General features: G+C 69.0%; 20 protein-coding genes. 2 read left to right on the top strand and 18 right to left on the bottom strand.

The window, feature by feature from the left end:
• Positions 1 to 8: 8 nt before the first annotated feature.
• From secA to BLV63_RS07155, 12 genes are all read right to left on the bottom strand, one after another.
• Positions 9 to 2,726: a preprotein translocase subunit SecA gene (gene secA, locus BLV63_RS07210; RefSeq protein WP_066211100.1), complete on the bottom strand. Its 2,718-nt coding sequence runs from the start codon at positions 2,724 to 2,726 to the stop codon at positions 9 to 11.
• Between the two features lie 115 nt (positions 2,727 to 2,841).
• Positions 2,842 to 4,059: a winged helix-turn-helix domain-containing protein gene (locus BLV63_RS07205; RefSeq protein WP_066211101.1), complete on the bottom strand. Its 1,218-nt coding sequence runs from the start codon at positions 4,057 to 4,059 to the stop codon at positions 2,842 to 2,844.
• Positions 4,060 to 4,105: 46 nt separating this feature from the next.
• The gene (gene hpf / locus BLV63_RS07200) at positions 4,106 to 4,786 is read right to left on the bottom strand and encodes a ribosome hibernation-promoting factor, HPF/YfiA family (RefSeq protein ID WP_066211970.1); all 681 of its coding nucleotides are present in this window, start codon (positions 4,784 to 4,786) and stop codon (positions 4,106 to 4,108) included.
• 141 nt (positions 4,787 to 4,927) lie between these two features.
• Positions 4,928 to 5,905: a ComF family protein gene (locus BLV63_RS07195; protein ID WP_066211102.1), complete on the bottom strand. Its 978-nt coding sequence runs from the start codon at positions 5,903 to 5,905 to the stop codon at positions 4,928 to 4,930.
• Between the two features lie 131 nt (positions 5,906 to 6,036).
• Positions 6,037 to 7,845 (bottom strand): LpqB family beta-propeller domain-containing protein, encoded by a 1,809-nt coding sequence (locus BLV63_RS07190; RefSeq protein WP_066211104.1) that lies wholly within the window; start codon positions 7,843 to 7,845, stop codon positions 6,037 to 6,039.
• Positions 7,842 to 9,542 (bottom strand): MtrAB system histidine kinase MtrB, encoded by a 1,701-nt coding sequence (gene mtrB, locus BLV63_RS07185; protein WP_082724056.1) that lies wholly within the window; start codon positions 9,540 to 9,542, stop codon positions 7,842 to 7,844. The genes BLV63_RS07190 and mtrB overlap by 4 nt, the downstream gene beginning before the upstream one ends.
• A 217-nt stretch (positions 9,543 to 9,759) precedes the next feature.
• Positions 9,760 to 10,434, bottom strand: coding sequence for an MtrAB system response regulator MtrA (gene mtrA / locus BLV63_RS07180; RefSeq protein ID WP_066211108.1), 675 nt, complete (start codon positions 10,432 to 10,434; stop codon positions 9,760 to 9,762).
• Positions 10,435 to 10,500: 66 nt separating this feature from the next.
• The gene (locus BLV63_RS07175) at positions 10,501 to 11,568 is read right to left on the bottom strand and encodes a uroporphyrinogen decarboxylase/cobalamine-independent methonine synthase family protein (RefSeq protein WP_254780508.1); all 1,068 of its coding nucleotides are present in this window, start codon (positions 11,566 to 11,568) and stop codon (positions 10,501 to 10,503) included.
• A complete protein-coding gene (locus BLV63_RS07170) occupies positions 11,565 to 11,960 on the bottom strand; it encodes a chorismate mutase (protein WP_066211110.1) in 396 nt (131 codons plus the stop codon). Before BLV63_RS07170 ends, BLV63_RS07175 begins: the two co-directional genes overlap by 4 nt.
• Before the next feature lie 278 nt (positions 11,961 to 12,238).
• Positions 12,239 to 13,363, bottom strand: coding sequence for a tRNA 2-thiouridine(34) synthase MnmA (gene mnmA, locus BLV63_RS07165; RefSeq protein WP_066211112.1), 1,125 nt, complete (start codon positions 13,361 to 13,363; stop codon positions 12,239 to 12,241).
• A gap of 124 nt (positions 13,364 to 13,487) precedes the next feature.
• Positions 13,488 to 14,711 (bottom strand): cysteine desulfurase family protein, encoded by a 1,224-nt coding sequence (locus BLV63_RS07160; protein WP_066211114.1) that lies wholly within the window; start codon positions 14,709 to 14,711, stop codon positions 13,488 to 13,490.
• 43 nt (positions 14,712 to 14,754) lie between these two features.
• Positions 14,755 to 15,684: a diacylglycerol/lipid kinase family protein gene (locus tag BLV63_RS07155; protein WP_066211115.1), complete on the bottom strand. Its 930-nt coding sequence runs from the start codon at positions 15,682 to 15,684 to the stop codon at positions 14,755 to 14,757.
• 111 nt (positions 15,685 to 15,795) lie between these two features.
• On the opposite strand from BLV63_RS07155, the gene BLV63_RS07150 reads away from it, so the two are divergent.
• Both BLV63_RS07150 and BLV63_RS07145 read left to right on the top strand, forming a co-directional pair.
• The gene (locus BLV63_RS07150; RefSeq protein ID WP_066211972.1) at positions 15,796 to 16,749 is read left to right on the top strand and encodes a J domain-containing protein; all 954 of its coding nucleotides are present in this window, start codon (positions 15,796 to 15,798) and stop codon (positions 16,747 to 16,749) included.
• A 63-nt stretch (positions 16,750 to 16,812) separates the two neighbouring features.
• Positions 16,813 to 17,280, top strand: a complete 468-nt coding sequence (locus BLV63_RS07145) for a tRNA (cytidine(34)-2'-O)-methyltransferase (protein ID WP_066211116.1) — start codon at positions 16,813 to 16,815, stop codon at positions 17,278 to 17,280.
• Between the two features lie 151 nt (positions 17,281 to 17,431).
• Here BLV63_RS07145 and BLV63_RS07140 read toward each other — a convergent pair whose 3' ends face one another.
• The 6 genes from BLV63_RS07140 to BLV63_RS07115 all read right to left on the bottom strand — a co-directional run bounded on the left by BLV63_RS07140 (position 17,432) and on the right by BLV63_RS07115 (position 23,806).
• Positions 17,432 to 18,814: a GntT/GntP/DsdX family permease gene (locus BLV63_RS07140; RefSeq protein ID WP_066211117.1), complete on the bottom strand. Its 1,383-nt coding sequence runs from the start codon at positions 18,812 to 18,814 to the stop codon at positions 17,432 to 17,434.
• Positions 18,811 to 19,356 (bottom strand): gluconokinase, encoded by a 546-nt coding sequence (locus BLV63_RS07135; RefSeq protein ID WP_066211119.1) that lies wholly within the window; start codon positions 19,354 to 19,356, stop codon positions 18,811 to 18,813. The genes BLV63_RS07140 and BLV63_RS07135 overlap by 4 nt, the downstream gene beginning before the upstream one ends.
• A 102-nt stretch (positions 19,357 to 19,458) precedes the next feature.
• The gene (locus tag BLV63_RS07130; RefSeq protein WP_254780504.1) at positions 19,459 to 20,220 is read right to left on the bottom strand and encodes a PIG-L deacetylase family protein; all 762 of its coding nucleotides are present in this window, start codon (positions 20,218 to 20,220) and stop codon (positions 19,459 to 19,461) included.
• Between the two features lie 5 nt (positions 20,221 to 20,225).
• Positions 20,226 to 21,164, bottom strand: coding sequence for an electron transfer flavoprotein subunit alpha/FixB family protein (locus BLV63_RS07125; RefSeq protein ID WP_066211122.1), 939 nt, complete (start codon positions 21,162 to 21,164; stop codon positions 20,226 to 20,228).
• A gap of 18 nt (positions 21,165 to 21,182) precedes the next feature.
• The gene (locus tag BLV63_RS07120; protein WP_066211123.1) at positions 21,183 to 21,983 is read right to left on the bottom strand and encodes an electron transfer flavoprotein subunit beta/FixA family protein; all 801 of its coding nucleotides are present in this window, start codon (positions 21,981 to 21,983) and stop codon (positions 21,183 to 21,185) included.
• Positions 21,984 to 22,201: 218 nt separating this feature from the next.
• Positions 22,202 to 23,806, bottom strand: coding sequence for a S1C family serine protease (locus tag BLV63_RS07115; RefSeq protein ID WP_066211125.1), 1,605 nt, complete (start codon positions 23,804 to 23,806; stop codon positions 22,202 to 22,204).
• Positions 23,807 to 23,939: the final 133 nt, after the last annotated feature.

The raw sequence follows: 23,939 nt of genomic DNA, 5'->3' as shown, positions 1-23,939 counted from the left end.
TCGTGGTGCTAGCGACGCTTGCGGTTGCCCTTCTTGCCGCCACTGCGTGCGGGGTTTCCGGACCTGGAGTCGCGGGTGGCCTCCGTGGCGGAGTCCTTCCGTTCGACGTGGGTCTCGGTCTCGCCGTCCTCGCCGGGGGCGGAGTACTGCAGCTGCGCGGGCTGCTCCGGCGTTTCGAGGCCTGCGGCATGGATGTGCGGCTCCGAAGCGGCCTCGGCGGCGGGGGTTTCGGTGACCTCCACCTCAAGGTTGTACAGGAAGCCGACCGACTCCTCGCGGATGCCGGCCATCATGGCCTGGAAGAGCGTGTAGCCCTCGCGCTGGTACTCCACGAGCGGGTCACGCTGGGCCATGGCCCGGAGACCGATGCCCTCCTTCAGGTAGTCCATCTCGTAGAGGTGTTCCTGCCACTTGCGGCCGATCACCGAGAGGACCACGCGGCGTTCGAACTCCCGCATGTTCTCGCTGCCGAGCTGCTTCTCCCTCGCCTCGTAGGCAAGGCGGGCGTCGGAGAGGATCTCCTCCTTGAGGAAGGACGCGGTCACCCCGCTCTTTCCACCGGCCTCGTCGAAGATGTCCTTCTGGCTCAGGGTCATCGGGTAGAGCGTCTTGAGGTTGCTCCAGAGCACGTCGTAGTCCCACTCTTCGCTGTGACCCTCCGCCGTCGCGTCGTCGATCACCGCGTTGATGGTGTCCTCGAGGAAGAACTGGACCTTCTCATGCAGGTCGTCGCCTTCGAGGATCCGGCGACGGTCACCGTAGATGGCCTCACGCTGGCGGTTCAGGACGTCGTCGTACTTGAGCACGTTCTTGCGCTGTTCGGCGTTCCGTCCCTCGACCTGGCCCTGCGCCGAAGCGATCGCGCGCGAGACCATCTTGGACTCCAGGGCGGTCTCGTCGTCGAGGGTCGACGCCATCAGACGTTCCGCGGCGCCGGAGTTGAACAGACGCATGAGGTCGTCCGTCAGCGACAGGTAGAAGCGGGACTCGCCCGGGTCGCCCTGACGGCCGGAACGGCCACGAAGCTGGTTGTCGATACGACGGGACTCGTGACGCTCCGTGCCGAGCACGTAGAGGCCGCCGAGCTCGAGGACTTCCTCGTGCTCGTCCTTGACCGCTTTCTTCGCGGCTTCCAGAGCCTCGGGCCAGGCGGCCTCGTACTCTTCCGGGTTCTCCTCCGGATCCAGGCCACGGGCTTTCAGAGCCGCGACCGCGGTGAACTCGGGGCTGCCGCCCAGCATGATGTCCGTGCCACGGCCGGCCATGTTCGTTGCGACCGTCACGGCGCCCTTGCGGCCGGCTTCGGCGACGATCGCCGCTTCGCGAGCGTGGTTCTTGGCGTTCAGGACCTCGTGGCGGACGCCCTCCTTGGCCAGCTTCTGGGAGAGGTATTCGCTCTTCTCGACGCTCGTGGTGCCCACGAGGACCGGCTGGCCCTTCTCGTGACGCTCGACGATGTCCTGCACGACGGCGTCGAACTTGACCACCTCGTTCTTGTAGACGAGGTCAGGCTGGTCGATGCGCTGCATCGGACGGTTCGTGGGAATCGGCACCACGCCGAGCTTGTACGTGGACATGAACTCCGCGGCCTCGGTCTCGGCCGTGCCGGTCATGCCGGAGAGCTTGTCGTACATGCGGAAGTAGTTCTGCAGGGTCACGGTCGCCAGGGTCTGGTTCTCGGGCTTGACCTCGACCTTCTCCTTGGCCTCGATCGCCTGGTGCATGCCTTCGTTGTACCGGCGGCCGGCCAGCACACGGCCCGTGTGCTCGTCGACGATGAGGACTTCGCCGTCCATGACGACGTAATCCTTGTCCCGCTTGAACAGTTCCTTGGCCTTGATGGCGTTGTTGAGGAACCCGATGAGCGGCGTGTTGGCGGACTCGTACAGGTTGTGGATGCCGAGGTAGTCCTCGACCTTGGCGATGCCGGACTCCAGGACGCCGACGGTGCGCTTCTTCTCGTCGACCTCGTAATCGCGGCCTTCTTCGAGCTTCTGCACGAGAGAGGCGAACTCGCCGTACCAGCGGTTGGCGTCGCCCTGGGCGGGACCGGAGATGATGAGCGGGGTACGCGCCTCATCGATCAGGATGGAGTCGACCTCATCGACGATCGCGAAGTTGTGACCGCGCTGCACCAGCTCGGACTTGTCCCACGCCATGTTGTCGCGCAGGTAGTCGAAGCCGAATTCGTTGTTGGTGCCGTAGGTGATGTCGGCGTCGTACTGGACCTTGCGCAGCGCCGGGTCCTGATTGGCCAGGATGCAGCCACTGGTCAGACCGAGGAAGCGGTAGACGCGGCCCATGAGTTCGGACTGGTACTCGGCGAGGTAGTCGTTGACCGTGACCACGTGCACGCCCTTGCCGGCCAGCGCATTCAGATATGCGGGGGCGGTGGCGACCAGGGTCTTGCCTTCACCGGTCTTCATTTCGGCGATGTTGCCGAGGTGCAGTGCGGCGCCACCCATGAGCTGAACGTCGAAGTGCCGCATGCCAAGGGTGCGGGCCGACGCTTCACGGACGGCGGCGAAGGCCTCCGGCAGCAGCGCGTCCAGCGACTCGCCATCCGCGTGGCGTTCCCGCAGCCGGTCCGTCTCAGCACGGAGTTCGGCATCGGTGAAGCCTGTGAAGGAATCCTCAAGTGCATTGATGGCGTCCGCATAGTTGCGGAGACGCTTGAGCGTCTTCTTGTCGCCGGTGCGCAAGAGTTTTTCAAGAAGTGAGGCCACGTGCGGGTACTCCCAATCGATACGCGTGTCTTGGCATGCCGTTCACGGCGTGTTCAGTCTACGTGAGACACGTGGGGGAACCGCCCAGGGTTCCCGTCTGCGGGGTCGAATGCGCCTACAGCGAACGCTTCAGCTGCACGGTGAAGTCGTCGCTCCCCTCGACCTCGATCGCATCCAGTCCCAGCCAGCCCGCCATGGTCCGGAGTTCCTCGGCCAATCTGACGGCCGTGTCCGACGGGGCACCCGGTTCGTCGTAGGCGCCCCTCACCACGAGACGCGACGCCGCGCGGTCCGCTTTCAGGTCCACCCGGGCCGCCATCGTGTCACGGAGCAGGAATGGCAGCACGTAGTAGCCGTAACGACGCCGGTGGGCCGGGGTGTAGATCTCGATCCGGTAGTGGAAACCGAAAAGCCGCTCCAGGCGGGTGCGCTCGAACACCATCGGATCGAACGGGCTCAGCAGCGCCTGCCCGGAAGCCGTGCGCGGCAGCTTGACCCCGAGATGCCGGTACAGCCCGCTCCCCCAGCCGTCGACGTCGACCGGACGCACGACGTCGCGCGCGGCCAGCCGCTCGAGCGCTTCGCCCACGGGGCGGACCGGAAGCCGGAAATAGTCCGCGAGGCACTTGACTGTGCCAATGCCGTGGGCTCTGGCGGAAGCCTCCACCAGGAGATCGAGGGACGCCTCGCGGGCGGCCGGATCGTGGAGATCGGGACCCTGCTGTGCTTCGAAGAGCGGGAACGCCCGGGCCGTCAGGGTGTAGCGGCGCTCGAACTGATCGGTCCGGCCCGCCGACGTGACCTCGCCGCGCGCGAACAGGTACTCCAGCACCACCTTCACGGCATTCCAGTTCCAGCCCCAGTGGTCGTTGCGCTTCTCCTCGACGTGTCCGAGCCGCTCCGTGAGCTGGGAGGCGGTCAGCGGCCGTGAGCGGCCGAGCACCTCCAGGATGTTCTCCCGCAGTTGCTCCCGCTGGGTGGCGTCGAGGTGCTCGGCACTCACCCAGCGGCGACGCTGCCAGTGCCGCAGCGCATCGAAGTGGCCGGGCTGGATGAAGCTGGCCTCGTGGGCCCAGAACTCCATCATGCTGCGCGGAGCCTTCTGCGACATCCGGTCCACCAGAGCCTTGTCGTACGCACCCAGGCGGGAGAAGAACGGCAGGTAATGGCTGCGGGACAGGACGTTGACCGAGTCGATCTGCACCAATTGCATCTGAGCGAAGGAACGGCCCACCGACCTCGCCGTGGCGGGGCCCGTGGGCCGTTCCTTGGAGAGTCCCTGTGCCGCTAAGGCGATTCTTCTCGCCTGGGCGAGAGTCAGCGTTTCCGGCACGGTGCTCCTAGTCTGTCCTGCGCGCCCGTCCTACGGCGCGCTTCCGTCAGGCGACGACCACCGCATCCTCGTCGTCGGAGCGGTAGGCGTGGATCTTCTCCTGGCCCTCGGCCTCGGTGCACTCGGGATCGAGAGTGATGACGCCGTAGGTCCATCCCGTGCGACGGTACACCACGGAATGCTGTTCGGTCTCCTTGTCCACGAAGAGGTAGAAGGCGTGACCCACGAGCTCCATGTTGTCCACGGCCTCGTCCACCGTCATGGTGGTGGCGGGGAAGACCTTCCGGCGGATCAGGACGGGCGAGTCACCCGCGGGGATGTCATTGGGGATCTCATAAGGCGCCGGAGCCTCAGGGGATTCCGGAGCCGGTGGTTCGAGGCTTGCGGTGGCTTCATGCACCGCTTGCGGGGTGTGCCTGCCATGATGCACCTTGCGCCTGTCCTTGGCCCGGCGCAGGCGCTCGAGGAGCTTGCCATAGGCCAGGTCGAAGGCCGCGAACTTATCACCCGAAACAGCCTCAGCCCGGATCACCGGGCCACGTCCCAGAACAGTGACCTCGACGGTGAGATCGTTATCCGCCGACCGGGAGTGGGCTTTCTTGGAGACCTTCGTGTCGATCCGCTGGACCTTGTCGCCCAGCGTCTCCAGCTTGGAGAGTTTCTCGCTCGCGTACTCGCGGAAACGGTCCGATACAGTCACGTTGCGGCCGCTGATCATGAACTCCATGGTGTCCTCCACAGTGTTTCGGTGGCACGACGACGGCTGGTTCCTGGGGCCGGTCTGTTTGACAGTCGAGCCCCTTTCCGAGCCGCTATCGACAGGTACCTTCTTGGCTTGGTACCCAGTACTGACGTTAGTGGATAGCGCTCAGTAATTCATCCCTTGTTCACTTATTTCTTCCTGGGAACTCCCCCGGTCCGCCGGCGGCCTTGTGGCGGCGATCGCCACCGCACCGAGCACCCTGGCCCCTGCGCCCTGCAGCACCCGCCCGGCCTCGGCCAGGGTGGCTCCGGTGGTCAGGACATCGTCCACGAGGACGCAGCGGGCGCCCTTCAGCGCATCGGCTCCGTAGGCGCACCGGAACGCCCGGGAGAGCCGCATGCTGCCCGCCAGACGGCGTCGACGAGCCGCAGCCCCCAGCCCCTTCTGCCCGTTGCCCGGCCCCGGCAACGTACTGAGCAGCGCACGGCCCAGCCTGCGCAGCGGCGGTTCCGGCGCGCCGTCGCCGTCGCGCGGACGGGCGGCTGCCAGCAGCGCATGCGCGAGGCGCTCGGGAAGGCCACGGACGGCGAGCACGGGCACCACGACACTGTCGGGCGGCAGCCCGGTGGCGGCACAGCCGCTCAGCACCAGAGCCAATGGATCGAAACCGCGCTTGCGGAAGGATGCCCCACTGCTCGGCACCGGGACGAACCACAGCTCACCCGGCCGCTCCGGGCCGACGGCGCCTCGGGCCTTTCCTGCGAAGGCCCACATCGCCCGATGCAGCAGAGCCCCGAGCTCCCGCGTCAGCACCCGGTGGCCGCGCCGCTTCTGGGCCAGCACCACCTGGGAGACGACGCCTCCGTAGTCCGCCGCTGCCAGCACCGTCCACTCCGGGCGGTCCGCCAGCGCCGGCGCCCGATGACCTGCCGCGAACGGGGACAGCCCTTGAGCGTGCAGCTCGCTGCGGCATGCCGTGCAGAGCACCACCTCGGTCTGCCCGCAAGCGACGCATTCCGCGCCGGTGACCAGACTCGCCATCGCGGACAGCCCCTCGATCGAGACCGCCACGGCCCGTGACGGCCCGGTCCGATCAGCCGCGCGCCGCCCGGTCCGGTGGACCGGCTGTGTGAAGGAACCCATGCGTCGATCCTGGCCAGGACCGGTGGGCCCCGGAAGGCCCGGATCCCGCCCTGTGGATGACGATCCGCACAGGGCTCACTTCCACAAGGCCCCTTCCGACACGGGCCACCCTCACGCCGGGAGGGACGGCCTCAGCCCGCGAACTTCGGGTCCTTCACGCCCGCGCCCTGCTGGACCCACGTGTTGCCCACGCGCTGCGCCAGCCCGGTGGCCGTCTGCACATAGATGTCCTGGATGCCGTTGCCGACGCTGATGCCGCGCAGGCCGACCACGTCGGACAGGCTCTGGCTCTGGAAACTGCGCAACGACAGCAGGAGGGGCGACTCGGCGCCGGATCCCGACGTGTTGGCGACGAGGACCTGGGTGTCGCTCACCCAGGCGCCCTGGGTGACGTTCTTCCCGTCCGACAGCTGGAGCGGCGTCGTCAGGCCTCGTGGGGTGCCGTCGGCCCCGCGGATGACGCCGGCGATCAGGACCTTGGTGCCCTCGCCCTTGCCGGTCAGGATCAGGATTCTGGTGCCGTCCCGGGACAGCTGGGCGTCCTTGACGATCTGACCGCGCAGCCAGTCGGGGGCCAGCGAGACGGAGGCCGGCGGAGCGGGGCCGAAGGCGTTGTCCGAGTTGAACGCGATGAGCTTCCCATCCCCCGGGCCGCCGTTCCCGCTCCAGACCCAGCCCTGCGGATCGAAGCTCGGCCGGAGCAGCTCCGAGCCGTCCAGGACGTCCTTCACCGTCTTGCCCGCGGTGGCCATGTACAGGGCCGAACGCTGCTGGTTGAGGAAGGCGAAGCTGTCCTGTGTGTAGGACACGGCCGGATTGCGGGGGTTGTACGCCGCGGTGTCCAGTCCCTTCACCCGTTCGGCCTTGTTGTTGTCGTAGATCCCGAGCTGTTTCTGCAGCACCGACACCTGCCAGGACGGGACCGTGGCGTTCAGAATGGGCGGCACCACGGAGTCGGAGCCGTCCATCGTCAGCGCGGTGGACCCGGCCAGCAGCTGCACGTTCACCACGGACGCGGGGGCCCGGAGCGCGATGGTCAGCTGGTTCAGCATCCGGTGCCGGTCCGTCACGGAGCTCTGCAGCAGTCCCGCGGTGAGATCCACTTGCGCGGTGCCTGACACGATCGGCACCGAATCCTTGGCGAGACGGGTCCCCTCCGGGAATGCGCTCACCACCGCACCCTTCAGATGCGGCGCCGGCCCTGCCAGGATCGCCCTCACGATCGAGGTCGGGGTGGTGGAACGGGTGAGGAACCACCGGACATCGGGCACGGCGTAGCGGAAGCTCGGATCGTAGAAGTAGAGCGTGTACGGATCGTACAGGCGCTGGAAGACGTCCAGCGGGATGACGGTCCCGTCCCCCACCTGGGTGATGCGCCACTCGCCGTCGACCTTCGCCAGGCTCAGCGGGACCCGCCGGTGCGTCCCCTTCGGATGGGTGGTCACGATGCCCTGGGCGTCCACCTCATAGGCGAGGTCCAGATCGTAGAAGAACTCGCGGTCCTTGGCGCCGGGCACCACCTTCGCGGAGCGGTACACCAAGGTGTCCGTCTCCGGCTTCCAGGTGGTCGCGGTGTTCTGCGCCAGGTACAGGCGGGCGACTTTGTAGTCGTCCTTATAGCTGTTGCCCGCGTTGTAGAAACCTTCGATGATCGAATCCTCGGACGCGCCGGGGGCCGGGTCCGGCGGGTAGAAAACCTGCGGGTCTTTGACCTGCGGGGCGGAATCACCCTGGCTCTTGCTGACCGGGCCGGACCGCGGGATCGAGGCGCAGGCTCCTGCCGTCAGAAGCACGACGACGGCGAGCAGCAGGGCGAGGGCAGACCGCACCCGGGGTGCGCCCCGGCGTCGCGCGTGGCCCAGAGCGTGCCGGACCGCACCCACCGCGGGCGTCTTGCGCGCAGCGGCCGGGTGGTCCGTGGTGCACCGTATCCGCGTCATCGGGGCTCCTCCGGGCTGATCTCCTCGACGTGCCGTTCGACGATGCCGGACCCGGCCGGCAAGGCGGGCGGCAGGAAGCGGGGCAGACTCACAGGCGCCTCAGCGGGCTGGTAGTTGTCCACCGGAAGCGGTGATTCGACGATGGCGCCGCCGACCTTCAGTGGCAAGGTGAGACGGAAGGTGCTTCCGTCCCCCTTGCGGCCGCGCGCCTCGAGCCAGCCGTTGTGCAGTTTGGTGTCGGCCAGCGCGATCGACAGACCGAGCCCGCTGCCACCGGTGGAGCGGGCACGCGCCGGGTCGGCCCGCCAGAACCGGTCGAACACGCGCGCCGCCTGCGCGGGATCCAGGCCCAGGCCGTAGTCCCGCACGGTCACCGCGGCCGCCTCGTCGTTGGCGGCGACCGTCACGTCGACCCGCCGCCCCTCGCCGTGCTCCAGTGCGTTCAGCAGGAGGTTCCGGAGGATCCGTTCGATGCGTTTCGCATCCATCTCGACCACGACCCCTCCGGAGGGCGCATGGAGGCGGACCGCCGAGCCGTACTCCTGCGCGACGGGTTCCGCACCCTCGATCACGCGGCCCATGAGGGCGGCGAGATCGAGTGGTTCGGCGTCCAGCTGCGCGGCGCCCGCGTCGTAGCGGGAGATCTCCAGCAGATCGGCCAGCAGGGACTGGAACCGCTCCACCTGTGTGTGCAGGAGTTCCGCCGAACGCTTATTGATCTGATCGAAATCCTCGCGGGACTCGTACAGCACATCGGCCGCCATGCGGACCGTGGTCAGCGGAGTCCGCAGTTCGTGGGACACGTCCGAGACGAAGCGCTGCTGCATCTGGGACAGCGTGTTGAGCTGGGTGATCTGCTCCTGCAGGCTCGCGGCCATGTGATTGAAGGAGGCCCCCAGACGGGCGACCTCGTCCTCTCCCTTGACCAGCATCCTCTCCTGGAGCTGCCCGGACGCGAGGTTCTCGGACACATGTGCTGCGTGACTGATGGGCCGCACGACCGCGCTCGTCACGTACCAGGCGAGCACGCCGATCAGGACCACGAGGACGCCGGCGCCGATCAGCAGCACGTTCTGGATGTCGTTGAGCGTGGTCTCGGCGGAGGAGATGTCGTAGATGAGGTACAGCTCGTACACGCTGCCATTGAAGGACACCTTGTTGCCGATGGCGATCGCGGGTGCGGTTCCGCCCTTGATCGGGAGCGCCGTGGAAGCCCAGTACTGTTCATGGCCGGCCTTCTGGACCGCTTCCCGCAGATCGTCCGGAAGGACGCTCAGGCCGATGTCGTTGGAGCTCCGCGAGTCCACCCAGCGGGTCCGCGGCTGGGTCTGGTCCGGAACGGCCAGGAACACGAAACGCCGGTTCAGCTGGTTTCCCCTGCTGTCCAGTGCCGCGAGAGTGTCCCCCACGAGTTTCTGGGCGGACGCACGGTCGGTGACCTGGGCGCCGTCGAACGTGTTCTGGACCGTGGCGACGCTGCTCCGGGTGTCACTCTCGGCCTGGTGCAGGCGCTCCTGGAAGAGGTTGCTGGCGATCTGGCTGCTCAGATACGCACCCACCGCCACCAGGGCGACGGAGGCGAGCAGCACCGTGACGAGCACCGTGCGGAACTGGAGGGACCGGCGCCAGCGGTGGATCAGGGATCCACCGAGCCACGTGACTCCGCGCCAGAGCATCCGGGCGGCGCGCCGCAGCATCGCCAGGGTCCGGAGGGCGAACAGGCGGACCAGCCGTCCGCTCCGCCCGCCGTAGCGTTTCAGGACGCCGCTCGTGTCCTGGCCTTCGGGGACGACGGCGGCCGGCTCGGCAGTCGCGGGCCATGAGGCCTGGGCGGCGGGCAGCACCCGGACCAGGGCTTTGCCCGGCCCTGACGTCGCGGGGCCTGCCGTCGCGGGGCCTGCGGGATCTCCTGGCTCAGGAACCGGCTTTGTATCCGACACCGCGCACCGTCAGGACGATCTCCGGGGACTCCGGGTCCTTCTCGATCTTCGACCGCAGCCGCTGGACGTGGACGTTCACCAGGCGGGTGTCCGCGGCATGGCGATAGCCCCAGACCTGCTCCAAGAGCAGCTCCCGGGTGAAGACCTGCCAGGGCTTGCGGGCCAGGGCCACGAGAAGGTCGAATTCCAGCGGAGTCAGGGAGATCGGCGCACCGGCACGGGTCACCGTGTGACCGGCGACGTCGATGGAGACGTCCCCGATCTTGAGGGTTTCCGGGGCCTTCTGGTCGCCCGGGCGCAGGCGGGCGCGGACGCGGGCCACGAGTTCAGCGGGCTTGAACGGCTTGGGGACGTAATCGTCGGCGCCGGACTCCAGGCCGCGGACCACGTCGGTGGTGTCCGACTTGGCGGTCAGCATGACGATCGGGACGTCCGACTCCGCCCGGATGGCACGGCAGACTTCGATGCCGTCCGAACCGGGCAGCATGACATCCAGCAGGACGAGGTCCGGCTTGGCGCTGCGGAAGGCGCTGAGAGCCTGGGCGCCGTCAGCGCAGAAGCTCGGGTCGAAGCCGTCGTTGCGCAGCACGATGCCGATCATCTCGGCCAGTGCCTCGTCGTCGTCAACTACCAGAATGCGTCCCTTCATGGCACCCATCTTCCCTTAACGTCCGGGCCTTTGTCGTATCCGTGTCGTCAGCGGTGATTCGCCCGGTCAGGAGGCGATGGACTGCTCGAGCGAGTCCGCCAGGGCGGTGACGCGCCGCAGGGTCCGGAGGGCTTCCTCGGGGGTGCGGCTCTGTCCGCCCCGTTCGGAGACGAAGCGTGATTCCGGCAGGAGGCGCAACCGTGTCATCAGGGAGGACGGCAGCCCCAGATCACGGAAGGTGCGCAGCAGCGAGTCCGCGAGCGCCGTCGTCGTGCGGGCTTCCTGGCCGGGGGCGACCGTCAGCGGCACGCAGTCCGCCCAGACGGTCCTGCCGCTTTCGAGCAGCCCCGCGAGCCGTTCCCACTGGCGCGTCGTGAGGCCCGCCGTCTTCAGGCCCACCCCGTCCGCGCCCGCCTGCACGATCCGGTCCAGCGGCGCCTCGACCCCCGGGACGGCGATGGCGACCTCGGTGGCCCCCGCGGAGTGCAGGGCCTCCACCAGGAGACGCCAGGAGGCGGTCACCTCCTCGCCGGGTGTCGAGCGCAGAGTGCGGTAGCCGCTCGCGGTGGGGATGGTTCCGGCCAGTGCCTCCGTCACCAGGGGTTCGTCCACGACGACGGCGATCTCGGCGCCGGGGACCGCTCGCCGGGCGGCGGCCACGTGATCCAGAACCCCCTCCGCGAGGGCCTGCGCCACATCACGGCGCGCGCCGTGGTCGGAGATCACGCGTTCACTATGGTGCAGATACAGCGAACCCGCGAGGGTCACGGGCCCGAGCAGCTGGAGCTTGAGGGGCCCGGGCGCGGCCTCTTCCGCCCCGGCGACGTCGGCGAGCACCTGCAGGTCCGTGGCGAGCGCCGAGAGCGCCCGTCGGTGGTCCGCGGAACCGGCCTCACTGAGGCGCCAGCCATGGGGCTGCACATCGGCCGACAGTCCGGCGAGCAGGGCGGCGCTGCGTCCGGTCGCATCGGAGCCCACGCCTCGGGACGGCAGCTCGGCCAAGGGAGCCGCGTGCGGTGCGCCGAGTTCTCCGCGCACCGCCCGCGTGGCTTCGAGCGGGTCGGTCCCGGGCCAGGGGCCGTGGGCGGACCCGATGACGCGGGTGCCGCTCAGGCCCCGCTGCTCGGCGGTCACGCCGGGGAGCCGGCCTGCCCGGCCTGGCGCTCATGGTCGGCGGAGATGGCCTCGTGGTGCCGGATGACCTCACTGATGATGAAATTCAGGAACTTCTCGGCGAAGGCCGGATCCAGATGCGCCTCGGTGGCGAGGGCGCGCAGGCGGGCGATCTGCGCCGCCTCACGACCCGGGTCACCGGCCGGCAGCTTATGGCGGGCTTTCAGGACGCCGACGCGCTGGGTGGCCTTGAACCGCTCGGCCAGGAGGAACACGAGCGTGGCGTCGATGTTGTCGATGCTGGACCGGATGGTGAGCAGTTCGTCCATCACGCTCTGGTCCACTTCCCCGGCGAGCGAGCTCGCTTCGGGATCGAAATCAAAGGCCTGGCTGATGTGGTGCTCCGCGGTCATGGGAACCAGTTTACTGACGCCGAGTGGCAACCAGGGCGGCCGTCCGCTGAGTGGGACGGGCGAGGCGGGGGTGGGTGGGCTTGTCAGGTCCACCGTCGGAGGAGATTCCCTCGCGGCTTAGACACCGTTCGCAGCCGCCCCGGCCTCGCAAGCTCGGCAGGGTACCCCTGCTGCTCTCTTAGCCGCCGCTCGTTCCTCGCTCTGGCGTGCGATGCGCCGCTTCCGGGAACCCGCTCCGTCGGGACAGACATCACCCCGCAGGCTCCCCCGGCCCCGCCTCAGAGTTCGGCGCGCTGGAGCGAACGGGCCTTGTCGATGGTCGCCTGACCCAGCACGCGCGAGCCCTGGTAGAGCACCACGGTCTGGCCGGGGGCGACGCCGCGGAGCGCCTCGTCGAGCGTCACGACGAGCTGCGGCGCGCCGTCGCGCTCCTCGACCCGTGCGCGGGCCGGGACGGGGTCGCCGTGCGCCCGGACCTGGGCGTGGCAGGGGAATTCCTCGCCCGTGGCGACCTCGGCGATCGGGAGGCCGGCCCAGGAGATCTTGATGCCGCGGATCTCGTCGATCGCCAGGAGGGCCTGCGGGCCCACCACCACGGTGTTCTCCTTGGGGCGGATCTCAAGGACGAAGCGGGGCTTGCCGTCGGACGCCGGGCGGCCCAGCTTGAGGCCGCGGCGCTGTCCGACGGTGAACGCGTTGGCGCCTCCGTGCTCGCCGACCTTGGCCCCGGTCTCGTCCAGGATGTCACCCGGCTCCATCTCGATCTTCTCGGCGAGCCAGCCGGCGGTGTCGCCGTCGGGGATGAAGCAGATGTCGTGGCTGTCCGGCTTGTTGGCCACCGAGAGTCCCCGGCGCTCCGCCTCGGCCCGGACCTCCGCCTTGGACGGGGTCTCGGCCAGCGGGAACATGGCGTGCTTGAGCTGCTCGTGGGTGAGGACGCCCAGGACGTAGGACTGGTCCTTGGCCCAGTCGGCGGCACGGTGGAGTTCGCGGTTGCCGTTCTCGTCCTCGATCACCTTGGCGTAGTGCCCCGTGCAGACGGCGTCGAAGCCGAGGGCGACGGCCTTCTCCAGGAGCGCGGCGAACTTGATGCGCTCGTTGCAGCGCATGCACGGGTTCGGGGTCCGGCCCGCGGCGTACTCGTCGATGAAGTCCTGGACCACATCCTCCTTGAAGCGCTCCGAGAAGTCCCACACGTAGTACGGGATCCCGAGCACGTCACAGGCGCGGTAGGCGTCGCGGGAGTCCTCGATGGTGCAGCAGCCGCGGCTTCCGGTCCGCAGCGTGCCGGGCATGCGGGAGAGCGCCAGGTGGACGCCGACGACGTCGTGGCCGGCCTCGACCGCCCGTGCTGCGGCGACGGCGGAATCGACTCCGCCACTCATGGCTGCTAGAACTCGCATACCGGCTTTCTCATCAGGTTTCTCGGGGAGGGAGTGTGGAAGGACGCGCACCGCAAGCGGTCTGCGCGTCCTTCCATGTTAACGCCCATGGCTGAGCGGTATTCCCGGAAAAGCCCGCGACCGCTCAGGCTCCGCTCCCCCGCGCGACCGTCGCCGCGGTCTGGATGCTCGACTCATGACCGGCCATGCCCGCCTTGCGTGCCTGGGCGAACGCACCCGGCAGGGCCTTGAGCAGGGCGTCGACGTCGGCGTCCGTCGTCGTGTGCCCCAGGCTGAACCGCTGGGCGCCGCGCGCCGTCTCCTCGTCGAGCCCCATCGCCACCAGCACATGGGACGGTCGCGGAACGCCCGCGGTGCACGCCGAACCGGTGGAACTCTCCACCCCGGACATGTCCAGCAGGAAGAGCAGCGAATCCCCTTCACAGCCGGGGAATGTGAAGTGCGCGTTGGCCGGGAGGCGTCCCGGACCCGGCGCACCGCGGAGTACGGCCTCGGGCACGGCGGCCCGCACGCCCTCGATGAGACGGTCGCGGAGCGCGGAGAGTCTGGCCCCTTCGTCGTCCAGCGTCTCCGCGCAGGCGGTCGCTGCCGCCGCGAATCCCACGATCGAGGCGGTGTCCAGCGTGCCGGACCGCACATCGCGCTCCTGTCCCCCGCCGTGCTGCACGGGGACGAGCTTCACGTCGCGGCGCAGGAACAGCGCCCCGACGCCCACTGGCCCCCCGATCTTGTGGCCGCTGACGCTCATGGCGGCCAGCCCGGAGTCGCGGAATCCCAGCGGCAGCGCGCCGAACGCCTGCACGGCGTCGGAGTGCACCGGGACCCCGGCAGCCTCCGCGAGTTCCACCACCCGGCGGATCGGCTGGATGGTCCCCACTTCGTTGTTGGCCCACATGACGGTGACGAGCGCGATCGACTCCGGATCACGCTGGAGTTCCGCCTCGAGGGCTGTCAGGTCCAGGAGGCCCTCACCGTCCACGGGGAGCCAGGTCACCTCGGCGCCCTCGTCACGCTCGAGCCACTCGACGGTGTCCATGACGGCGTGGTGCTCGATCGTCGAGCACAGGATCCGCACCCGGCGCGGATCCTCGGCCCGGCGCTGCCAGAAGAGCCCCTTGACCGCCAGATTGTCCGCCTCGGTGCCGCCCGAGGTGAAGATCACCTCGGAGGAGTGCCCGCCACCGGCCGCGGCGATGGCCTCACGGGCCTCTTCGACGGCGCTCCGGGCCCGGCGTCCCGCGCCGTGCAGCGAGGACGGGTTTCCGGTGCGCGTCAGCTCGCGCGTCATGGCTGCGAGCGCGGCGGGGTGCAGGGAGGTGGTGGCGGCATGGTCGAGGTAGACAGGCACCCCACCAGTTTAAGTCCGCGATGACGACCGCGGAGCGCCTCCGTCAGACGAGCACGCGCAGCGCCCCGGGCAGCACCGTGACCGAGAGTGGCGGCGCGGTGAGGGCTTCCCCGTCCGCGTGGCACACGGGACCGCCGGATTCCAGGCGCACCTCCCGCACCCGCCGCACCGTCACCGCCGGGTGCAGCACATGCAGGCCGAGGAAGGCGAGCGGGAAGATCAGCACCAGGAGGAGCCGGGAGATCGGTGCGACCGTGACCAGGTCCAGCATCCCGTCATCCGGGACGGCCCGGGGAGCGATCCTCAGCCCTCCGCCGAAAGACGAGCCGTTCGCCACCGTGAGGATGACGGCGTCGGTCTCCTCGGTCACGCCGTCCACCCGCAAGCGGTAGTGCACCGGGCGGAATCCCCCGATCCGGCGGAAGATGGCCGCCACATACCTCAGCGTCCCCCGCGGGCGGGTCCACTCATTGGCCTGCCGGTTCACGACGGCGTCGAAGCCGGCCGCGAGCGCGGTCACGTAGTGCCGCACGGCTCCGTCGGGCAGATCCACGCGGGCCACGTCCACCGCTCTGCCACCGGAGGCCCAGGCGGCGACGAAGCGGTGGACCGCCGCGTCACCCCGGCGGGGCACTCCGAGGGCGCGGGCCGCGTCGTTCCCGGTTCCGGCCGGGATGATGCCCAGGGGCAGACCGCACCGGAGAGCCGCCTCGGCGCCGGCCTGGACCATGCCGTCCCCGCCCACGGCGACGAGCGCGTCCGCGGAGGAGGCGGCGTCGTCGGCCATCGCGGCGAGAGTGCTCGCTTCAGCGGCGGACAGCACCGTGGTCCGGGCACCGGCCTCCTGCAGGACCGCGACCGCGCGAGCGGCCCGGAGCATGCCCTGCCGGCTGCCGGCCGAGGGGTTGACCAGGACGGCGAGCCTCACGCCGTCCAGGGGCCGTGGTTTGACGGGGCGCTGGCGATTGATCACGCTTTATTGTGCACGCCAGGAACCGGCCCGGCGAACGATTCGTTGCACCACCACCGGCGCACGCGGGAAGGCCGCGGTGACGTGGGACGTCGTACAGGAGAGGCAGTGCTGATGACCACAGTACCTGGTGAGAACCACTACCAGGTCCTGGGCGTGGCCATGACGGCCAGCACCCAGGAGATCAAGGTCGCGTACCGCAGGGCCGCCCGCCTGACGCATCCGGACCACGGCGGCGATGCCGAGCGCTTCCGCGCCGTCACCCTCGCTTATGAGGTCCTGGTGGATGACACCGCCCGGGCGCGCTACGACGCGAGTTACGGCTCAGGGCGAGGCGCAGGCCAGAGAGACGGCCAGGGCGGGTGGGGCAGCCCGTCCCGGGACGGCTTCTCCACGGCGTGGGAGGCGGGCATGGATTCGCATGCCACGACGCGCTCCTCCGGTCCGCGGCCCAAGGCCTACGACCCCGCGGTGTTCGCTCCCCCGCTCGACCTTCCAGGAGCCCTCCTTCCCGCGGACCTCGCGAAGCTCCAGATGCACGGCCTGCCCCGGAAGCGCGGCATCTTCGGGGCCGAGGCCCGCATCCGGCGCGAGCAGCGGACGATGCAGCTCCTGCTGCGCCATGTGGTGGCGCAGCAGCCGTCCGCGCGGCTTGTCAACGGTCTGAAGGCCCCGGACGGCAAAACCCACATCGATCACGCGATTCTCGCCGGGTACCGCCTGGCCCTGATCGATTCCATGGTGCTCCCTCACGGCGCCTACGCCTGGGACGGGGAGAGCCTGCTGCACGGCGGACGTGCGGTGCTCCCCCCGCTGCTCGAGCACTCGGTGCGCCATCTCCAGGACCTCTTCCCGGAGCTTCACGTCACGGGCTGGACCATGGTCCTCGGCCCTGGGGACAATCTGCACGAACCCGTGATCGACCGCAGGCCGGGCGTCGCGGGCGGGGTGGAGGTGGCCAACGCCGCCGGGACCATCCGGGGTCTGCGGGAGTTCCTGGCCAACGGCCCCCAGCCGAACGTGGTGCACGTGCCGTCCCTGGCCCGTCTCATCCGTGGAATGCACTGAGCCCGAGCCGTTGAGCGGGCCGTCCTGACCTGGCTCTCCCCTCCGTCCGGATAGGATGATCGGGTGTTCCGCATCCTGTTCTACACCCCCGAAATCCCTGGCAACACCGGCAACGCCATTCGTCTGGCGGCCATCTCCGGGGCGGAGCTCCACCTCGTGGAACCTCTCGGATTCGACTTCGATGACGCCAAGCTGCGCCGCGCCGGCCTCGACTACCACGATCTCGCCGTCGTGACGGTCCACCCCACCCTGGAAGCGGCGTGGGAGGCTCTCAAGCCGCGCCGCGTCTTCGCGTTCACGAGCGACGGCGAGACCTCCTACACCGACGTCGACTACCTCCCCGGTGACGTGCTCATGTTCGGGCCGGAGTCCGTCGGCCTCCCCCGCGAGGTCAAGGACGATGCCCACGTGACGTCCCGGGTGCGGATCCCCATGCTGCCCTCGCGCCGCTCGCTGAATCTCGCGAACTCGGCGTCGATCGTCCTCTTCGAGGCCTGGCGCCAGAACGGCTTCCAGGGCGCCCAGCTCTGACTCCCGCTCCCCTCTGATCGACTGCTCCACAGGATGTCTTTTTCAGGTCTCCGGGACCCCGGAATGTCATCGTACGGAGCAATCGATCGGTTAAACGACGACGGCGGGTGGTCACCCTGAGGGGTGACCACCCGCCGTCGTCAGCGCGCTGCTACGGGACCACGAAGGAGAGCAGCATGACGCAGACGAAGCCGACCACGGAGATCAGGGTCTCCATCACGGACCAGGTCTTGAACGTCTGACCCACGGTGAGGCCGAACAGTTCCTTCACGAGCCAGAAGCCGGCGTCGTTGACATGCGAGAGGAAGAGCGAACCCGCCCCGATCGCGAGGACCAGGAGCGCTCCGTGCGCCGGGGAGAGGCCGCTGGCGAGCGGGGCCACGATGCCGGCCGCGGTGACCGTGGCCACCGTGGCGGATCCGGTCGCGAGCCGCAGGGCCACTGCGATGAGGAAGCCGAGCACCAGCACCGAGATGTTGGCGCCGGTCGCCCACTTGGCCACCGCGTCGCCCACGCCCGCGCCGATCAGCGTCTGCTTGAAACCGCCGCCCGCACCGACGATCAGGATGATCGCGGCGATCGGACCGAGGCTTGCGCCGAGCTTGGAGGTGATGGTGGAGCCGTTGAAGCCGACCGCGTAGCCGAAGGTCACCATGGCCAGGATGACGGCCAGGGTCATGGCCACGAGCGGCTCGCCGATGAAGTCCGCGAAGACCCGGAGAGTGGACGGGTCCTTGGCCGGCGTCGTGATGTCCACGATCGCCTTGAAGAGCATCAGGATGACCGGGAACACGATCGTGAAGAGCGTGATGCCGAAGCTCGGCACACGCTTGACCTCGTTGAGGTCCGGACCGGACTGGGTGTCGATGCCGCCGGCCACGGCCGGTGCGTCGACCGGGACCCAGCGGGCCGCGAGCTTGGAGAGGAGCGGGCCGCAGATGATGACCGTCGGCACGGCGACGGCGAGACCGAACATCAGGGTGAGGCCGAGGTCGGCCTTCAGCGCGGCGATGGCCACGAGCGGACCCGGGTGCGGCGGGACCAGACCGTGCAGGACGGACAGGCCGGCCAGCGCGGGGATGGCGACGCGCATGAGCTTGAGCCCGGAGCGCTGGGCGACCAGCACGATCACGGGAAGCAGCAGCACGAGGCCGATCTCGAAGAACATGGGCAGACCGATGATGACCGCGACCAGGGTCATCATCCAGACGAGCTTGTTGCCCTTGGCCTTGTCCAGCAAGGTGTCGACCACGCGGTTGGCGCCACCGGAGTCGGCGAGGAGCTTGCCGAGCATGGCGCCGAGGGCGATCAGGAGGCCGACCTCCTTGAGGACACCGCCCACGCCGTCTTCGAAGTTGGAGATCACCTTCGGGAAGTCGACCCCGGAGGCCAGGCCCACGAACGCCGAACCCAGCACGAGGGCCAGGAAGGGGTGGACCTTGAGTTTGGTGATGAGGAGGACGATCGCGGCGATGCCGAGAAGCGCCACGATGATGAGCTGAGTGTCATGCCCTGTCCACGCCGTCGTGTTCATGCGATTTCTGCCTCTCCATACGGGGTGGCCTTCAGTCCGAGACCCTGGATGATGCGGTGTGCTTCCTCTGCGGGCGTCCCCTCGATGTCCACGATGAGGACGTTCTCGTCCTCAGTGGGCTCTTCGAGAGCCTCGAACTGGGACTGGAGGAGCTCCGGCGGCATGAAGTGTCCATGGCGCGCCTGGAGGCGGTCGGAGATCTGTCCCTTGCCGCCGTGCAGGTAGACGAACACGACGTTCGGGCCGCGGAGCACGTCCCGGTACCGCTTCTTGAGCGCGGAGCACGTCACGACGCCGGGTTCACCCAGCGTGTCCCGGTTACGGATCCAATCGGCGATGGTGTTGAGCCACGGCCACCGGTCTTCATCGGTGAGCGGCTGGCCGGAGGCCATCTTGGCCACATTGGCCGCGGGGTGGAAGTCGTCGCCCTCGGCGAGTTCCCACCCCAGCGCACCGGCCAGAAATCCGCCCACGGTCGACTTGCCGGAGCCCGAGACACCCATGATCACGAGGACCGGGTGCTCGATTGCAGTCTTCTCCATTGAGGTCTGCCCTTCAGAGGAATAAGTATTATTTAATTTCTCTAGAACTGTAGACCCAGCCTACTCCTCGCGCAAGATGGCGCTGTGGAATAAATCACATTTTTAGAAGCCGGCGAACGTCGACTCCGCGTTCACGAACACCACGTGGAAGCACTCGACCAGAGCCTGTTCCCCCGCCTCGGTCCGCGCCCCGTTCTCTCGCAACTGAGCCCTGACCTGGGCGTCCATGGCTTCGGGATCCGGGTGCTGGGAGGCGTGGATGTGGATGGCGGCGAGCTTGGCCTCCACCGTCCCGGTGACGTCGACGAAGTGGTTCTCCCGTTCTTGAGGAGCCGCCATGAACCAGAGCTGCGGGACCTTGTACGCCCGCAGACCGCGCGCCTCGAGCTCGGGGTATGCGAACGGGTTCTCCGCCGCGGGGTACACCGCACGGGTGACGATCTCCCCCGCCGCCAGGTGATCCGGATGGCTCTTCTGCAGACGCTCCCAGTTGCGCTCCGGGTGCATGGTCAGCACCACATCCGGCCGGTACTCCCGGATCAGCGCGACCACCTGGCTGATGACCTCATGGTTCGGCTCGAGGTACCCGTCGCGCTCGTGCAGAGAGTGGACCGTCTCCACGCCCACCAGGGCGGCGGCGCGGCGCTGTTCCTCGACCCGGCGGGACGCGATGTCCTCCTCGGCCTCGAAGCCGCCCGCGTCGCCGTCAGTCATGACGCAGTAGATGACTTCCACCCCCGCGGCGGTCCAGGCGGCGATGGTGCCGGCCGCGCCGAAGTCCACATCGTCAGGATGCGCGGTGAAACAGAGCACCCGCCCGCCCTCACGCGGAGTGAAAGCGGACGGGTGATGAGTGATGCTCACGTGGTTCAGCCCTTCCGGCGCCGGATCTCTTCGCTGGCCTGCGGCAGCACGGTGAACAGGTCGCCCACGATGCCGAAGTCGGCGATCTCGAAGACGGGTGCGTCCTCGTCGGTGTTGATCGCGACGATCACCTGCGCCGTCTGCATGCCGGCCTTCTGCTGGATCGCGCCGGAGATGCCGGCGGAGATGTACAGCTGCGGGGACACCACGACGCCGGTCTGGCCGACCTGCGAATCGTGGCCGATCCAGCCGTTGTCGGTGGCGACGCGGGACGCTCCCACGGCGGCGCCGAGCAGATCGGCGAGCTCCTCGACGGGGCCGAAGTCGCCGTCCACGCCGCGGCCGCCGGCCACGACGATCCGTGCGTCGGCCAGGTCCGGACGGCCCGTGGCCGGCTTGGCCTCGCGGGACGTGATGCGGGCCGCCGTGCCGTAGGCGGACTCGGGAAGGTCGATCGCCTCGGTCCGTCCGTCGACCGGAGCCTCGGACGGCTCGACCGCGTGCGCTTTCACGGTGTAGACGGCCACGGCGGTGCGGGCGCGGGCCACCGTGGTGTAGGACCCGGCCAGGACGGACTTGGTGGCCGCGCCGTCGGCGCTGAGGGACACCACATCGGTCACGACGCCGGCGTTCAGCTTCACGCCGAGGCTCGCGGCGAGCTCCTTGGCGGCGACGCCGTTCTCGAGCAGGACGACATCGGCGCCGGAGCGCGACACGGCTTCTGCGACGAAGGCGGCCCGCGCGGAGCCGCCGAGCGTGCTCACGGCGGCAGGGGCGGTGTAGGTCACCGCGGCGCCGTACGCGGCGGCTTCGGTGGCTGCGGCGTCGTCGCCGATCAGGGCGACGGAGACGTCACCCAGGCCGCGGCCGAGGGTGAGGAGTTCGCGCTGGTTCTTCTTGAGGGCGCCATCGGGGCTGGTGATAACTGCAAGGACATGTGCCATGGTTCGCTCCTGGTAACGCTAGATCAGCTTCTCGGCGGCCAGGAACTCGACCAGCTTGATGCCGGCGTCGCCCTCGTCCGTGATGATGGTGCCCTGGGTGCGGGCCGGGCGCTCCTGCGCGTCCTCCAGGACCGTGAGCGATCCCGCGGCGCCGACAGACGCCGCGTCGAGGCCCAGGTCGCCCAGCGCCAGGGGGTGGGTTTTCTTGCGCTTGGCCGCGATGATGCCCTTGAAGTTCGGGTACCGGGGCTCGTTGATCTGATCCGTCACCGACACCACGGCCGGCAGGGACGCTTCGAGGGTCTCGGCGAAGCCGTCCACTTCACGGGCCGCGGCGACCGTTGCGCCGTTCACGTCGAGGGACTTGGCGTGGCCGACATAGGCCCAGCCGAGGCGGTCAGCCAGCTGCGCGGGGACCAGCGAGGTCTCACCGTCCGTGGAGGCCATGCCGCCGATCACCAGGTCCACGGGACCGTCCTGGGCGATGCGCTGGATCGCTGCCGCGAGCGCGAGGGAGGTGGCCGCCGCATCCGAACCGGCCAGGGCCGGATCGCTCAGGTGATACCCCTCGGAGGCGCCGATCTGCAGGGATTTCTTGATGGAGTTGGAGGCTCCGTCGGCGCCCATGGTCAGGGCGATCACGGTGTTGCCGCCCTTCTCACCGCCGTTCGCCTCACTGATCTGCAGAGCCGCTTCCAGAGCGTACTCATCGAGCTCGGACAGGATGCTCTCCGAACGGTCGACGGTGTGACCCGGACCGGACAGATGGCGCTCGAATTGAGCGTCCGGGACGTGCTTGACCAAGACCACGATCTTCATGGTTCTCCCATAGTGTTCTCACGCAGGCCTCGGTTCAGGCCCTGGCTGACGGGAATCACCGCGCGGGGCGGGCAGCCGCATCTGCCCGCGACGATGCGGGCGGTCGGCTGCATCTCCAAGCTTGCCACACGACGGAGGCCGGGTCCTGCCGCCGGTCACGGTGCGTCACCACGACCAGCGGCGGAACCCGGCCTCACGGGGCAGGCCGCGCCTGGCGCCTACTGCTTAGCGGCGTCCAGGGTCACCTCGATCTGCTTGCTCTGACCGTTCCGCACGACGGTCACCGTCGCCTTGCCGCCGGCAGGCTGCTCGCGGACCGCCGCGGTCAGTTCCTTGGCGTCGGAGATGGTGTACCCGGCGAACTGGGTGATCACATCGCCCTTCCGGATGCCGGCCTTGTCGGCGGCGGACCCGGGGACGACGCTCATGACGAGCCCGCCCACGGAGAACGCCGAGGAGTCGCCGGAGCCGGCGGCCTGGCTCTGCACCGTGGTGCCGAACTGGCCGTGCGTCGCCTTGCCGTCCTTGATGATGTCCTGGGCGATCCGCTTGGCGTAGTTGATCGGGATGCTGAAGCCGACGCCGATGTTGCCGGTGCTGCCGCTGCCGTCGCTGGAGCTGCTGCCCGCCGTCGCGATGGCGACGTTCACGCCGACCACCTCGCCCTTGCCGTTGACGAGGGCGCCGCCCGAGTTGCCGGGGTTGATGGCCGCATCCGTCTGGATGACATTGAGGTACACCGAGCCGCCGGAGGACGAGGACTTGTTCTGCCCGAAGGGCGGGGCGAAGTTGTAGCCGCCGTCGTCCTTGCCGGAGTCGCTGCCGTCCGAGGGGGCAGCCGAGGACTGCACCGAGATCGTGCGGTTCAGGGTGGAGACGATGCCGTCCGTCACCGTGTTGGTGAGACCGAGCGGCGAGCCGATGGCCACCGCCGTGTCTCCGACGTTGAGCTTGCCGGAATCCCCCAGCGTGGCGGGGACCAGGCCGTTCGGGTCAACCTTGATGACCGCGAGGTCGGAGAGCGGGTCCGTGCCGACCACGGTGGCCTTGAGGACCTTGCCCGCACTCGTGCGGACCTCGACCGTGGGCTTGGAGACGGCGCCATCCAGCGTCACGACGTGGGTGTTGGTCAGGATGTGGCCCTGGTCGTCGAGCACGATGCCCGAGCCGGTGCCCGAGGAGCTCCCGCCACTGGCCGCGATGGTCACGACGCTCGGGGCGGCCTTGGCCGCGGCGGCCGTGACCGCGGTGACGCTGTCCTTGTTGTTGATGACGATCCCGCCCTGACCGCTGCTGTTGGACTGGGTCGCCGCTGCGGGCTGGCCCGCGTTGAGCAGGGAGTTGCCTCCGACGCCGACGGCGCCGCCGACCAGTCCTGCTGCGAGCACCGCCGCCACAAGCGTGCCGACGCCGATCTTCCGCGCCGTCTTCGGCTGGCCGGCCGGCGTGGTGTAGGGCTGAGCCGGGGCCGCGTGCTGCGCGTAGCCGCTCTGCTGGCCGTAGAACGGGGCGCCGGGTGCCGGTGCGCCGCCGTCGTGAGCTCCCCCGTGCTGCGAGGCCGCCGCACCTGCCATCGCCGGCGCGTAGCCCGGCTGAGGCGGCTGCTGCGGCTGGGGCTGCTGGTAGCCGCCCTGCTGGTAGGGCGCCTGGTGGGCCTGCGATTCCTGGGGCTGGTCCTGCGAGGGAGACCCCGAGGCGGCCGGGTGGCTCGGGAGGGCCTGAGTGGGCTCCGTGGCGCGCTCGAGAGGCATGGTCGGGTGTTCCTGGGGACGAGGCTCCTGGGAAGCCGGTCCGCCGTGCTCGTTGCTGGGGTTCTCCGTCATCGTTCTGCCTTTCAGATTCGTCTTCTGGCTTCCACTATCCATAAGGAGTCTGAGCGGACTGAAAGCACTGGCTGACTGTTTGCTGAAAGCCTAGACGGCACGGCTGACCGGCCAGGGAACCTTTTCGCCACGG

This window comes from Arthrobacter woluwensis (genome assembly GCF_900105345.1).
Taxonomy (GTDB): domain Bacteria; phylum Actinomycetota; class Actinomycetes; order Actinomycetales; family Micrococcaceae; genus Arthrobacter_E; species Arthrobacter_E woluwensis.
Note: the sequence above shows the minus strand (reverse complement) of the source record. Positions and strands in the feature narration are given on the sequence as shown.

Bases quoted from the DNA above. Each gene is read 5' to 3' on its own strand.
- BLV63_RS07150 (WP_066211972.1), top strand. From the start codon at position 15,796: ATGACCACAGTACCTGGTGAGAACCACTACCAGGTCCTGGGCGTGGCC.
- hpf (WP_066211970.1), bottom strand. From the start codon at position 4,786: ATGGAGTTCATGATCAGCGGCCGCAACGTGACTGTATCGGACCGTTTC.
- BLV63_RS07120 (WP_066211123.1), bottom strand. From the start codon at position 21,983: ATGAAGATCGTGGTCTTGGTCAAGCACGTCCCGGACGCTCAATTCGAG.
- BLV63_RS07190 (WP_066211104.1), bottom strand. From the start codon at position 7,845: ATGACGCGGATACGGTGCACCACGGACCACCCGGCCGCTGCGCGCAAG.
- mnmA (WP_066211112.1), bottom strand. From the start codon at position 13,363: ATGCGAGTTCTAGCAGCCATGAGTGGCGGAGTCGATTCCGCCGTCGCC.
- BLV63_RS07125 (WP_066211122.1), bottom strand. From the start codon at position 21,164: ATGGCACATGTCCTTGCAGTTATCACCAGCCCCGATGGCGCCCTCAAG.
- mtrB (WP_082724056.1), bottom strand. From the start codon at position 9,542: ATGCTGCGGCGCGCCGCCCGGATGCTCTGGCGCGGAGTCACGTGGCTC.
- BLV63_RS07195 (WP_066211102.1), bottom strand. From the start codon at position 5,905: ATGGGTTCCTTCACACAGCCGGTCCACCGGACCGGGCGGCGCGCGGCT.
- BLV63_RS07170 (WP_066211110.1), bottom strand. From the start codon at position 11,960: ATGACCGCGGAGCACCACATCAGCCAGGCCTTTGATTTCGATCCCGAA.
- BLV63_RS07135 (WP_066211119.1), bottom strand. From the start codon at position 19,356: ATGGAGAAGACTGCAATCGAGCACCCGGTCCTCGTGATCATGGGTGTC.
- BLV63_RS07140 (WP_066211117.1), bottom strand. From the start codon at position 18,814: ATGAACACGACGGCGTGGACAGGGCATGACACTCAGCTCATCATCGTG.
- mtrA (WP_066211108.1), bottom strand. From the start codon at position 10,434: ATGAAGGGACGCATTCTGGTAGTTGACGACGACGAGGCACTGGCCGAG.
- BLV63_RS07115 (WP_066211125.1), bottom strand. From the start codon at position 23,806: ATGACGGAGAACCCCAGCAACGAGCACGGCGGACCGGCTTCCCAGGAG.